Annotated in this window: 10 protein-coding genes and 2 pseudogenes; 6 read left to right on the forward strand and 6 right to left on the reverse strand. The window is 64.1% G+C overall.

The window, feature by feature from the left end; translation table 11 throughout:
• Positions 1–14: 14 nt before the first annotated feature.
• From FJ980_RS13465 to FJ980_RS13485, 5 genes are all read left to right on the forward strand, one after another.
• Positions 15–173 (forward strand): peptide ABC transporter permease, encoded by a 159-nt coding sequence (locus FJ980_RS13465; protein ID WP_140543396.1) that lies wholly within the window; start codon positions 15–17, stop codon positions 171–173.
• 107 nt (positions 174–280) lie between these two features.
• Positions 281–1006, forward strand: coding sequence for an MgtC/SapB family protein (locus FJ980_RS13470; RefSeq protein ID WP_140543397.1), 726 nt, complete (start codon positions 281–283; stop codon positions 1004–1006).
• Positions 1007–1108: 102 nt separating this feature from the next.
• Positions 1109–3109 carry a protein-L-isoaspartate(D-aspartate) O-methyltransferase gene (locus FJ980_RS13475; protein ID WP_140543399.1) on the forward strand — a complete coding sequence of 667 codons (2001 nt, stop codon included), beginning with the start codon at positions 1109–1111 and terminating at the stop codon, positions 3107–3109.
• A 101-nt stretch (positions 3110–3210) separates the two neighbouring features.
• Positions 3211–3411 carry a hypothetical protein gene (locus FJ980_RS13480; protein WP_095768799.1) on the forward strand — a complete coding sequence of 67 codons (201 nt, stop codon included), beginning with the start codon at positions 3211–3213 and terminating at the stop codon, positions 3409–3411.
• Positions 3412–3939: 528 nt separating this feature from the next.
• Positions 3940–7344 carry an acyl-[ACP]--phospholipid O-acyltransferase gene (locus FJ980_RS13485; RefSeq protein WP_140543401.1) on the forward strand — a complete coding sequence of 1135 codons (3405 nt, stop codon included), beginning with the start codon at positions 3940–3942 and terminating at the stop codon, positions 7342–7344.
• Positions 7345–7495: 151 nt separating this feature from the next.
• Here FJ980_RS13485 and FJ980_RS13490 read toward each other — a convergent pair whose 3' ends face one another.
• Both FJ980_RS13490 and FJ980_RS13495 read right to left on the reverse strand, forming a co-directional pair.
• Positions 7496–8455: a dihydrodipicolinate synthase family protein gene (locus FJ980_RS13490; RefSeq protein ID WP_140543403.1), complete on the reverse strand. Its 960-nt coding sequence runs from the start codon at positions 8453–8455 to the stop codon at positions 7496–7498.
• Between the two features lie 99 nt (positions 8456–8554).
• Positions 8555–9541: a zinc-dependent alcohol dehydrogenase family protein gene (locus tag FJ980_RS13495; protein WP_140543405.1), complete on the reverse strand. Its 987-nt coding sequence runs from the start codon at positions 9539–9541 to the stop codon at positions 8555–8557.
• Positions 9542–9642: 101 nt separating this feature from the next.
• On the opposite strand from FJ980_RS13495, the gene FJ980_RS13500 reads away from it, so the two are divergent.
• Positions 9643–10545, forward strand: coding sequence for a LysR family transcriptional regulator (locus FJ980_RS13500; RefSeq protein WP_140543407.1), 903 nt, complete (start codon positions 9643–9645; stop codon positions 10543–10545).
• Positions 10546–10888: 343 nt separating this feature from the next.
• Here FJ980_RS13500 and FJ980_RS13505 read toward each other — a convergent pair whose 3' ends face one another.
• The 4 genes and pseudogenes from FJ980_RS13505 to FJ980_RS13520 form a co-directional block, all read right to left on the reverse strand.
• Positions 10889–11242 carry a hypothetical protein gene (locus FJ980_RS13505; RefSeq protein ID WP_246676411.1) on the reverse strand — a complete coding sequence of 118 codons (354 nt, stop codon included), beginning with the start codon at positions 11240–11242 and terminating at the stop codon, positions 10889–10891.
• 135 nt (positions 11243–11377) lie between these two features.
• Positions 11378–11487, reverse strand: a pseudogene (locus FJ980_RS35375) (aldehyde dehydrogenase); the annotation flags it as partial.
• Between the two features lie 217 nt (positions 11488–11704).
• On the reverse strand, positions 11705–12724 hold the full coding sequence (locus FJ980_RS13515) for an isopenicillin N synthase family oxygenase (protein ID WP_140543411.1): 1020 nt from the start codon (positions 12722–12724) through the stop codon (positions 11705–11707).
• Between the two features lie 210 nt (positions 12725–12934).
• Positions 12935–13342 (reverse strand): annotated as a pseudogene (locus tag FJ980_RS13520) (ABC transporter permease subunit); the annotation flags it as partial.

The raw sequence follows: 13342 nt of genomic DNA on the forward strand, positions 1-13342 counted from the left end.
GGAAGGAGACAACCATGAGCAAGGACCGTGATGGCGAAGGTCCGGTGTTTTCCGGGCAGGACGCGCGACAGGGCGAAATCATCCTGCGCACGCGCACCCGTCGCATCATCTTCATCGCCGGGCTGGTCGGCATCGTCGTGCTGGCGCTGGTGCTGAGCATTGCCGTCCGGTGAGGGCGATTCGCGCACGATAGAGTAGCGGCCAGGGAACCATCGGCGGCCAAGCCTAGTTGAGCATTCCAGACGCAACGGAGGGCGCGCTTAGGCTGCCCCGACGGACCATGCTCACGCCGCTTTGCTGCGACATGCCGCTTCATCCGACCTGGCCGGACCTCGTCGCGCGGCTGCTGGTCACGCTGCTTGCAGGCTTCCTCATCGGCCTGAACCGCGAGGCCCGCGGTCATTCCGCCGGGCTGCGGACGACCATCCTTGTCGGCCTTGCGGCCTGCGTCGCAATGGTCCAGGCCAACATGCTGCTCGATGTCTCCGGCAAAGGACCGGACTCCTTCGTGCGCATGGATGTGATGCGTCTTGCGCTCGGCGTGCTCACCGGTGTCGGCTTCATCGGCGGCGGCGCTATCTTGCGGCGCGGCGATCTGGTCACCGGCGTCACCACCGCCGCCACGATGTGGATCATGACCATGATCGGCCTTGCCTTCGGCGGCGGCCAGTATGGCCTCGGCGCGATTGCAACCGTGCTGACGCTGGTGACGCTGCAGGCGCTGAAATGGGTCGACCTCAAGATCCGGCGCAATCACAAGGCAATCCTTTCGGTCTCCTGGCCGAAAAACGCGCCGCCCGACCTCGAGGAAATGGTACGGCCGCTTGGTTACAGTGCCCGCTTCGTCGGCATGGAGCACGACGCCGACCGTGAGCGCTTTGTTTATTCCTTCAATATTCAGTGGAAGCAGCCCGACGCTATCCCACCTTCGACCGACGTGCTGACGCTTGTCGGCGAGCATTGCGCGGTCGAGCGCTTCGAGGTGATCGGCGAGAAGCCGTTCTGAGCGTCGTAACGGAGGATGCTTGAAATCGTCCCGGACATGAAACTTTCCCGCCCGCAGATGGTTCTGGGCAAGATGGTACTTGTCCATGATCGGTAGGCATTGATGGCCGAACTTTCTCTGACGCGCGGCCGGATGGTCGATGTCCAGATCGCCCAACGTGGAATTCATGACCGCCGGGTCCTGGAGGCCATGCGGGAGGTTCCACGCGAGGCCTTTGTCGATCCCGATTTCGAGGAATTCGCCTATGAGGACACCCCTCTGCCGATCGGCAAGGGTCAGACGATCTCGCAACCCTTCATGGTCGCCTACATGATCGAAGCCGCTGAGATCGATCCCGGCGACCGCGTTCTCGAGGTTGGGACGGGTTCGGGCTACGCGGCGGCGGTGATGAGTCGTGTCGCGGCCCGCGTCTACACGATAGAGCGCCATGCGATGCTCGCCGAGATCGCCCGACAGCGGTTCGAACGCCTCGGCTACGACAATATCGAGGTTCGCGCCGGCGACGGCACCAAGGGATGGAGCGACGCCGCTCCGTTCGATGCCATATTGGTGGCCGCAGCCGGTCCCGGCGCGCCGCTGGCGCTTCAGGAACAGCTCGATGTCGGTGGCCGTCTGGTGATCCCCGTCGGCAAGGAGGTCGACGACCAGCGGCTGCTGAAGGTCACCCGGACCGGCGCAACGACCTACGAGGAGGAAGACCTCGGTGGCGTGCAGTTCGTTCCGCTCATCGGCGAAGAAGGTTGGGCGGAACGGCCTCGATATGAAGACGATCGACCGGCGGTGGTCACGCCGCAACCGCGCGAAAGAAGCCTGCCGGAGATGATCGCGGTCGCCGCCGAGCCGCTGCCGGATTTCGAAGATCCGGCCTTCGGCGATCTGTTCGACCGCTTCGCGGACCGGCGTGTTGTCCTTCTCGGCGAGGCCAGTCACGGCACCTCCGAATTCTACAAGGCGCGCGGCGCGATCACGCGTCGGCTCATCGAAAAGCATGGCTTCAGCATCGTCGCGGTTGAAGCGGACTGGCCGGATGCCGCGGCCATTGACCGCCACGTCCGCCATCGGCCGCCGCGCGCGGCCACAGAGTCGCCGTTCCAGCGCTTTCCCACATGGATGTGGCGCAACACCGATGTCGACGCATTCGTCGGCTGGATGCGGGATCACAATGGAGGCCTCGACGATGTAAACCGCCGGGCCGGCTTTTACGGTCTCGACATCTACAATATGAGCGCGTCGATTGCGGCCGTCCTGCGCTATCTCGACCAGGTCGATCCGGAAGCCGCCGCCGCTGCGCGGCAACGCTATGGCTGCCTGACCCCGTGGCAGAAAGAGCCTTCCACATACGGGCGCGCCGTGCTCACCGCCGGCTATCGCAAATGCGAACAAGCCGTGCTGGAGCAATGTCAGGAGCTGCTTGCAAGACAGCTCGACTACGCTCGACAGGACGGCGCCGACTTTCTCGATGCCACGCAGAATGCAAGGCTGATCGCAGCCGCTGAACGCTACTATCGCATCATGTATTACGGCGGGGCGGAATCCTGGAATCTCCGCGACACGCACATGTTCGAGACGCTAGAGCATCTTCTCGAGGCGCGCGGCTCGGAGTCAAAGGCCGTCGTCTGGGCCCACAACTCGCATATCGGCGATGCCCGCTTCACCGAGATGGGAACGATCAGGCAGGAGTTGAACATCGGCCAGCTCTGCCGCGAGCGCTTCGGCGACCAAGTGGCGCTGGTCGGCTTCGGCACCCATTCCGGAACCGTGGCCGCAGCTTCGGATTGGGACGATCCGATGCAGGTCATGCGGGTGCGCCCTTCGCATGCGGACAGCTACGAACGGCTCTGCCACGACAGCGGGGTGTCGCGGTTCCTGCTCGATATGGACCGCGACGCCGCGCTGAGACATCGCCTGCTGGAGCGGCGGCTGGAGCGCTTCATCGGCGTGATCTACAGGCCGGAAACCGAACTGCGCAGCCACTATGCCGATGCCTCGCTGCCGCGGCAGTTCGACGCCTTTGTCTGGTTCGACAAGACGAAAGCGGTGACGCCGCTTGGGCCGGAGCATGCCCGGACCGGTGTACCCGAAACCTATCCGTTCGGACTTTGACGATGTCGGAGTCTCGGAACACAGCGGTGGCCAAACACGCTCGGGAACATTCGCTTCGACCAATCAGTTCCTCATCCAGCAAATCTTGGAAGGAGCCTGCCATGAGCACCAAGCATCTCAAATCGCGCAAACCGAGCGACGCCGATCTGGAAAACAATCCAGGCATCGGAACGTCAAAGGGCAGCATCAAGGAAGGCGATGATCTCGAGCTCGGCGAGAACACGACCGAAGGCGACGTCGAGAACGACACAACGGCCAGCGGCGGCATCAATCCGCGGCAAAAAATGCGCACGAACAAGTAGCGTCTAAGCCGGGCGAACGCCTCACATATCCGTTTTTGGCTCCTCCGCGTCGGCGCGAACGAGCTTGATGTCGGCCGCCAGGCGCCGATGTCTTCGCGGCGCAGCGCCGCCGCCATCATGTCCGCCGGTTCCTGCCCTCCCCTATTTTTTAATCTACCAGTCCAGCTCTTGAACGTCGTTCATTTTTCTCTTGAACGCGGTTCACAATGTGCTATGTTGCGCATCTGAACAATGTTCAAGGATTGTATCCGGCCTGAAACAGACCGGCGCCGGTCCGGCTTAACGCTGAAACGAAAGGATCATATCGATGCTCGCCGACAGCCAAGCCCGCAAACAGTCACGTGCCTGGAAGGCCTGGAGACCGATCGTGGACGACAGATTCCAGGTGCCGAGAACAAGAAACAAATGGTTCGGATTGAATCGCAGTAACGAAGCTTAACGGCTTCCCGATAAACAAGGCTCAAACCGCGCAAGTGTCCGCTCAATCCAATCGGATTGCCAGCCGGGACTTGCCCAATGGAAATTGCCATGAACACCCATCTGATGATGTCGCGGCGCTTCGCGCCTCTCTTCTGGACGCAATTCCTCTCAGCCTTCAATGACAATTTCCTGAAGAACACGCTGGTGTTCCTCATTCTCTTCACGCTTGCCAAGGACCAGGCCGCGTCGCTGGTGACGCTGGCGGGCGCTGTCTTCATGGCGCCCTTCCTGCTGCTGTCGGCGCTTGGCGGCGAGATCGCCGACCGCTTCGACAAGGCGCTGATCGCGCGGCGGCTGAAGTTCACCGAGATCGCCGCGGCCGCCGTAGCCGTCGCCGGCATCGCGCTGTCGTCGATCCCGGTGCTGATGACGGCGCTATTGATGTTCGGCACCATCTCGGCGCTGTTCGGGCCGATCAAATACGGCATCCTGCCCGATCACCTCGAACGCAAGGAACTGCCCAAGGCCAATGCCTGGATCGAGTCGGCCACCTTCGCAGCGATCCTCGGCGGCACCATCGCCGGCGGCGTCGTCTCCGCCGATGGCATCGGCGTTTGGGTGTTCGGACCGATCATGATGGCGCTGGCCGTCGGCTGCTGGTTAGTCAGTCGTTACATCCCGTCCACCGGTTCGGCCGCGCCCAATCTTGCCATCGACAAGAACATCTTCCGCTCGACCTGGCGGCAGGTCGCCGAATTGCGCACCGACACGCGCATCTGGCGTGCCGGCCTGATGACCTCCTGGTTCTGGCTGGTCGGCGCGATCGTGCTGTCGATCCTGCCGACGCTGATCAAGGATTCGCTCGGCGGCAACGAGATCGCCGTCACCGCCTATCTTGCCGTGTTCGCCGTCTCGATCGCCGTCGGCTCGGCCATCGCCGCCTGGATGTCGCAAGGGCGCATGGTGCTGCTGCCCGCGCCGGTCGGCACCGCGCTGCTGGCGCTGTTCGGCCTGCATCTTGCCTGGACCATCGGCAGCATGCAGCCCTCGCCGAAGTCCGAGACGCTTGCCGCCTTCTTCGCCGGGCCCAACACCATCCGTGTCGCCATCGACCTCGCCGGCATGGCCATCGCCGCCGCCTTCCTGGTGGTGCCGACCTTTGCCGCCGTGCAGGCCTGGTCGCCGGAAGCGCGCCGCGCCCGCGTCGTGGCCGCCGTCAGCATCGTCAATGCGGGCTTCATGACCGTCGGCGGCATCCTCGTCGCCGCTATCCAGGCAGCCGGCGTCTCGATCGCAGGCATCCTGTTCGGCCTTGTCGCAGCCAATGCCATCGCCGCCTGGCTGATGCTGAAATACCTGCCGACCAATCCGTTCCGCGACTTCGTGTCCATCCTGTTTCGCGCCTTCCTGCGCCTGGAGATCGAGGGCATCGAAAACCTCAAGGCGGCCGGCAAGGCGCCGATCCTGGCGCTCAACCATGTCAGCTTCCTCGACGGTCCGCTGGCGCTGACCCTGACCGACGAGGAACCGGTCTTCGCCATCGACTATACGATCGCACAGGCCTGGTGGATGAAGCCGTTCATGAAGCTTGCTCGCGCGCTGCCGCTCAATCCGGCGAAGCCGATGTCGACCCGCACGCTGATCAAGATCGTGCAGGGCGGCGATCCGCTGGTCATCTTCCCGGAAGGCCGCATCACCGTCACCGGTGGCCTGATGAAGGTCTATGACGGCGCGGCCATGGTGGCCGACAAGACCAGCTCGATGGTGGTGCCGGTGCGCATCGAGGGGCTCGAGAAGAGCTACTTCTCGCGGCTGACCTCGCAGCATGTGCGCCGCCGCCTGTTCCCAAAGGTCAAGGTGACCATACTGGAACCGGTGAAGCTCGAAGTCGCGCAGGAACTGAAGGGCCGTCAGCGTCGTGCCGCCGCCGGCTCCGCGCTCTACCAGGTGATGTCGGACCTGGTCTTCCGCACCCAGGACATCGGCAAGACGGTGCTGGAGAAGATCATCGAGACCGCCAACGAGCGCGGCATGAAGGAGCTCGCCGTGCAGGATCCGGTCGCCGGGTCGCTGAGCTACGGCAAGCTGCTGACGGCCGCCGCCGTGCTCGGCGAGAAGTTCGAGCATCTCTATGCCGGCCAGCAGACATTGGGCATCATGCTGCCCAACGCCAATGGCGCCTGCGCAGCACTTCTCGGCGTGATGTCGGCCGGCAAGGTTCCCGCGATGATCAACTTCACCGCCGGCGCCGCAAACATCCTGTCGGCCTGCAAGGCGGCCGAGGTGCGCACCGTGCTCACCTCCCGCGCCTTCGTCGAGCAGGCAAAGCTCGGGCCGGTGGTCGAGGAGATCGGCCGTTCGGTCGACATCGTTTGGCTCGACGACCTGCGGGCCACGATCGGCCTCAAGGACAAGCTGCTCGGCCTGTTGCGCAAGACGACGCCGCGGGTGGCTCGCAAGGCGGACGATCCGGCCGCGATCCTGTTCACCTCAGGCTCGGAAGGCACGCCCAAGGGCGTGGTGCTCACCCACCGCAACATCCTGGCCAATGCCGCGCAGGCTGCCTCGCGCATCGATTTCCACTCGGGCGACAAGGTGTTCAACGTGCTGCCGATCTTCCACTCCTTCGGCATGACGGCGGGCACGGTGCTGCCGCTGATCTCAGGCGTGCCGGTCTATTTCTACCCCTCGCCGCTGCACTACCGCATCGTGCCGGAACTGATCTATGCCTCGAACGCCACGATCATCTTCGGCACTGACACCTTCCTCTCCGGCTATGCCCGCACGGCACATCCTTACGACTTCCGTTCGGTGCGCTACTGCTTCGCCGGCGCCGAGCCGGTCAAGGCCGCCACGCGCACGACCTATATGGAGAAGTTCGGCTTGCGCATCCTGGAAGGCTATGGCGTGACCGAAACCGCACCGGTGATCGCCATCAACACGCCGATGTACAACAAGTCGGGCAGCGTCGGCAAAATCATGCCCGGCATGGAGTATCGGCTGCAGCCGGTGCCCGGCGTCGACGAAGGCGGTCGGCTCTTCGTGCGCGGCCCGAACGTCATGGCCGGCTATCTGCGCACCGAGAATCCGGGCGTGATCGAGCCGCTCGCCGATGGCTGGCATGATACCGGCGACGTCGTGACAGTCGACGACGCGGGCTTCATCTCGATCCGTGGCCGCGCCAAGCGCTTCGCCAAGATCGGCGGCGAGATGGTCTCGCTGGCCGCGGTCGAGGCGCTGGCCGGCGAACTCTGGAAAGGCTCGCTGTCGGCCATCGCCACGATGCCCGACGCGCGCAAGGGCGAGAAGCTGATCCTGATCACAGAAGCGCCCAACGCCACCCGCGCGGACTTCCTGGCCTTCGCCAAGGCGAACGGCGCCATGGACCTGATGGTGCCGGCCGAAGTGCGCGTCGTGGCGAAAGTGCCGGTGCTCGGTTCCGGCAAGCTCGACTTCGCCGGCGTGACTAGGATGGTGCGCGGCGAGGAAGACCTGAAGGTCAAGGCCGCCTGACCCGGCGTGCGAACAGGCCGGTGCGAAACGCCGGCCTGTTCATTGCCAATCCCTGCCGGGTCCAATCTCTCCGCCGAGGGCAGGCGGCGCGCCCAGGCAGGGTAGGGAGCGGCTAGGAACCGTGGCGCACTGACGCTCCCCGATCACCGGCTCAGGCCGCGTATCTTGCCATGACGGGCTGCCTCGACCATTGCGCGTACCAGGTGTCGAAGAGCTTGAGCTGCTGCTCGGCATAGCCGCGCTGGCTGTCGCTCAGCGCATCCGTCTCGTTGAAATGCAGCCTGTATTCGGGATTACCCTTCAACACCATCATGTGCTTGAAATAGAGCACGAGGTCCGGTCCCTCGTCGAAAGAGGACAGCACGGCCAGTGCCGCGTCCAATTCCTGCGCCAGCCGGCGCGCTTCGGCATCTCCTTGCGCCGCCGCCTGGCTGAGGCCCACCAGATGCAGCACTTCCTTGGGCAGGACATTGCCGATGCCGGTGATGGCGCCCGAAGCGCCGCAATTGACGAAACCGTGGAAGACGGCGGTATCGACACCGATCATCAGCGCAACGTCATCGTCGCGGCTGGTGATGTTCTCCGCCGCGTAGCGCAAATCCGCCGGGCCGCCGAACTCCTTGAAGCCGACCAGGTTCGGATGCTCGGCGCGCAGCGCGAAGAAGAGGTCGGCGCGCGTGGCAAAGCCGTAATAGGGACTGTTGTAGATGACGGCCGGCAGGTCGGGCGCGGCGGCAAGGATTGCCTTGAAGTGGTGGCGCTGCGCGCTGACCGAGGGGCCGCGCGACAAGACGCGCGGGATGACCATCAGGCCCCGGGCGCCGACCTTTTGCGCATGGGCGGCGTGCGCCACGGCGCTGGCGGTGTTGACCGCGCCGGTGCCGACGATCACCGGAACGCCGGCCTTCACCAGGCGCTCGACGCCTTCCATGCGCTGCGCGTCGTTCAGCAGCGGCCAGTCGCCCATGGAGCCGCAATAGACGACGGCCGACATGCCGGCGGCAATCAGCTCGCGCCCCTTGCGCACCAGCGCGTCGAAGTCGGGAAGTCGGTCATCGGTGCAAGGCGTCATCAGCGCCGGCATGCAGCCGGAAAAAACATTGGCGGGCATCTTCGAAGTCTCCTTGAGGCAGGCATGCGGAATGACCAGTTTGGCCCGGCGCAGCACCGCTTGCCAAGCGGATAGTCGCTTTTCCGGCTGAAGCGAGCCTCAAACGGTCACGACGATCTTGCCGAACTGTTCGCCTGCTTCCAGAAAGCGGTGCGCCTCGGCGATCTTCTCGAACGAAAACGTCCTGGCGATGACCGGCTTCAACGCGCCTGATGCGAGGCCGTCGAGGATGAAGCGCTTGGCGGCTTCCAGCCGTATCGGATCGCCGGTGATCTCGTGGACGAGGTAGCCGCGCAGCGTCAGCGTCTTCGCCAGGACATCGGGCAGCGGGAACGGCGTCGGCTCGGGGCTGAGGCCGCCATATTCGATGAGAATGCCGCCGCGCGCCATCGCGGCCGTCAGCGGCGTGAAGATCGGACCGCCGACCGCGTCGAGGACGACGCGCACGCCTTGCGGTGCGATCTCCGTCAGCCTCGCTTCGATATCCTCCTCGGCCAAGGCCAACACATGCACCGCGCCGGCATCGAGCAGCGCCATCTTCTTGGCCGATGTTCGGGTGACGGCGATCGGCACCGCACCAATTCTGTTGGCGATCTGGATGGCGGCCAGTCCGACGCTGCTCGAGGCCGCGGTGATGACGACGGGCTCGCCGCGGCGGAGACGGGCGATATCGACCAGCCCGCCATAGGCGGTGAGATATTGCATCCATGTCGCGGCGGCGGCTTCGAACGAAAGCGATGGCGGATGTTTCACCACAAGCTCGGCCGGAAAATTCACGAGCTCGCCATAGGCCGGCCAGCGCGCCATCGAGCGCGGCGGGATGATGCTGACCGCATCGCCCAATGCGAAGACTTCCACGCCGGCTCCCACCGCCTCGACGATCCCCGCCGCTTCGAGGCCGAGGCCGGACGGCAGCGTCGGCGTTTCGATGTAAGAGCCGTTGCGCATCAAGGCTTCGGCGCGGTTCAAGCCCAACGCCCTGACGCGGATCCGCACCTCGCCGGGTCCCGGCGACGGAACATCGATATCCTCGATGCGAAGCACCTCTGGACCGCCGTGACTGTGAAAGCGAACAACCTTTGCCATCCTGCAACTCCAAACCCAACCGATGGAATGGACTATGCAGCGGTATCGGGAACCGATAAATCGGCATGCAGGCAGAACAGTCGAAACAGTTGGTTTTGAATATGGATCGCCTCGAAAGCATGGAAGTGTTCGTCAAGGCTGTCGATCTCGGCTCGTTCGCGGCCGCCGCGGCGGCGCTCGACCTGTCAGGGCCAATGGTCGGCAAGCATGTCCGCTTCCTCGAAGAGCGGCTCGGCATGCGGCTCATCAACCGCACCACGCGCCGGCAGAGCCTGACCGATTTCGGGCGCGCCTATTACGAGCGCTGCAGGATCGTGCTGGCCGAAGCGCAAGCGGCCGATGCATTGGCAGCCGACCACCTGTCCGAGCCGCGCGGCACACTGCGCGTGACGATGCCGGCGCATTTCGGCCGCCACTGCGTCACGCCGATCCTGCTTGCGCTTGCCCGGCGTTATCCGACGCTGGAATTGGACCTGTCGCTCAGCGATCGCTTCGCCGATCTCGTCGAGGACGGTTTCGACCTGGCGATCCGCACCGGCACGCTGGACGACAGGGCCGGCATTATCGCGCGTCGCGTCGCGCGCCAGCGCATGATCGTCTGCGCGTCGCCGTCCTACATCGAAAGCTTCGGCCGACCGCTTCAGCCCGAAGACATCGCCAGCCATCAGGCGATCGTCTACCGGCGGCTCGGCCACGTGCTGCAGCCATGGTTGTTTACGCGTGACGATGACTCGGTGATGCAGATCGCCCCCGCCGGCCGGCTGCGGCTCGACGACCTCGACGCCATCGCCGATGCGGCAACCGACGGCATGGGATTGGCCTGGCTGCCATACTGGCTGGTGCGACAACGCATCGAGGGCGGCACACTGGTCCGCCTGCTGCCTGAGCAACGGGACTATCTCTATGACTGCCATGCGCTCCGGCTGCAGGCGCCGCACTTGCCGCTGAAAGTGCGGCTGGCCGTCGACGCGCTGGCGGCGGGATTGCCGAAGATGATGAGCTAGTGGCGCTGCACAGGAATTTTGACAGGTCGGCGCTGTTTGCGTTGGCAGATAGCATGCGTTGGAGATTGGCCGAAACGCCCATCGCGATCGTCATTCCAGGGCGAGCAGGAGCGAAGCTCCGTCGCGAAGACCCTGGAATCCATGCCGTTACCTTCGCCAAGGAATGCAACGGAGCAGAATTCTGCACCGTGGCGGCGCTTCCAAGTCACGGAATGGATTCTATGGTCTGCGCGCGTCGCTTCGCTCCTTGCTCCGCCATAGAATGACGAAGTTGCATGATCGGCCCTGAAACCCTTCAGCATTGCGGACATTCCGGGTTCGACGTCTATGCGGCTGATGCCTTTCACACTGTAGAGCGCAGAAGAGCCTGCATGTGTTCTGGCAGATCGAGCTCGCCGCGCGCCTCGATCTCCAAAAGATATCGGGCCTTGGCCAGGCGGTCGCCTTGCTTGACCGCCCGATAGGCGCAAATGGCCAGCAGCGCCCTCTCCTCCTCTCGGCCGGCCTCGATGTGGTCGCGGCTATGGCTGCCCCTTTTGTGGACGGCCTTGCCGAACGCTGCGTACGCTGCCTTGTGCGCCTCAATCAGGGCGAACAGGTCATTGGATGGTTGCCGGTCATGCCTCGGCGCCTTCGTACTGTGACCATTTGCTGCGACGGTCGAGGCGACGACCGCGCAGCCGGAATGAAAGAGCAAGGCGCGGCGGCTGATCCTGGACGTGGCGAACTCTCCTCTTCACTTTACGGCAGGCCCGAGCGGATGCCGTGAACATCACCAACACCGTAACACAACGGTTCGTGCATTCATGTCAGGATGGATAGCGAGGAAACCGCGCTTGAAGCTCGAGCGCGCGGAACATTCGAGTAGCCGGCTGACCGGACCGGAGCCGGTGAAGGGGTCGACATCCAAATGCAGGCCAAGCGCCTCACCGGTCTGATCGGCGGATTCCCGACGCAGATAAGAAAAAGGCCGGGCGCGAAAGCGGCCCGGCCAAAGTATGAAGGTCATAACCTTCAGAGGGGAACATCGCCCGGCGCAATGGGAGGAAAACACCGAGCGATAGCTCCTATGTGGGCCTGAAGCGGCATATTTTCCACGAACGGAATTCCAAAAAAAGCTGGAAACGCGAAAAAATCTCGCTCAAATCCGACGAAATCGTCAGCCGATGGCCGCTGCTTTTTCCAGAAGGTCGGCATAGTGACGCCGCGCCACGTCGGGATGCGACCGCAGGCGGCTTTTCAGTACATTGGTTCCGACGTTGCGGAAGAGCGGATTGTCGGGATCGCTGGCCGGGCCGCGCGCTTCGGCAGCGAGTTCCTCCGGCAGGTCGAGCAGCGGGATGGTGGCATCGAGCCGGGCGCTGAAGAAGAACGGCACGGAAATCCGTTCTATGCCAGCCGGCGGCGTGACGACGCGATGCACGGTCGCCCTGAGATAGCCGTTCGAGGCGAGCTCCAGCAACTCGCCGATGTTGACGACGAGCGTTCGCGGGATCGGGTCGACATCGACCCAGCTGCCGTCATATTCGACCTGCAGGCCCTTGTTCTCATCCTGCAGCAGAAGCGTGAGAAAGCCGCCATCCTTATGCGCGCCGACGCCCTGGTCGTCGCCGGTGGCGTGGCGGCCAGGATAGCGCACGATCTTCATGCGGTGGTTCGGCTCACCGCGATAGATCGGATCGAAAGCATCCTCCGGCTGGTCGAGCGACAGCGCGAAGGCTTTCAGCAGCCGGATCGCCACGTCGGTCGCCTTGGCCTGCCAGGCAAGCAGCGCGGGCTTCAGATCGGGAAGCGCGGCCGGCCACTGGTTCGGACCCTGCAGCCGCGTCCAGGCCGGCACGCCCGGCCCTTGCGCAATCGTCGTGCGTTCGACGCCGATGTCGAGCTGCTCGCGCCAGTCGGCCCTGCCTTTAGTCAGCTCGCCGCCGGCGCGCGTATAGCCACGGAACTGCGGCGACTTGACCATCTCGATGTCGAGCTTGTCGGCCTCCGGCAAGGCGAAGAAGCGACGCGCGGCGTCGAGCACTGCATCGATCTTCGGCTGGGTGATGCCGTGGCCGCTCAGATAGAAGAAGCCGACATCGCGAGCGGCGGTACGCAGATCGAACAGAAATGTCCGCAGTTCCGATGCGCCCTGCTCCAGGCGGTCGAGATCGAGCACCGGAATTATTCTGGGCATGGACAGGCTCCTCTTGGCGATAACTCTTTTTTTCGCAATCCCGGACGGAAAACCCTGGAATTGTGACTGCGATCCCTTCGCACGATGACATCAGCATCATTGCCGGTGAAGAAACGCACCGCCCAATCTCATTGCAAACGGAGCAAGCCGGCGCTCAATTCCCAGCTTTTGCGGCAAATTGCGTTCGCGCCGGCATCCCTGCCCGACCAGTCAGCGATGATCCAGCCGCGCAACCAGCCGGTCGCCGATCCACTGGATGCCGCAGACCAGCACGATGAGAACGACGACCACGGCGACCATGACGCTGGTCTCGAAGCGCTGATAGCCGTAGCGGATGGCCAGATCGCCGAGACCGCCGGCGCCAGCCATGGCCGAGGCGCCGACCAGCGTCACCAGCGTCACGGTAAAGCCGGCGACGATGCCCGGTAGCGCTTCCGGCACCAGCGCCTCGCGGATGATCGCCCATCGGTTGCCGCCCATGGCGCGCCGCCTCAATCAGCCCGTGATCGACCTCGCGCAGCGAAACTTCGGCGATGCGGGCGTAGTAGGGCGTGGCGACGATCGACAGCCGCACGATCGCCGCCCAGGTGTCGATCGAGGTGACGCCGATCAGCCGCG

Origin of the sequence: Mesorhizobium sp. B1-1-5, assembly GCF_006443065.1 — a bacterium.
Classification (GTDB): Bacteria; Pseudomonadota; Alphaproteobacteria; order Rhizobiales; family Rhizobiaceae; genus Mesorhizobium.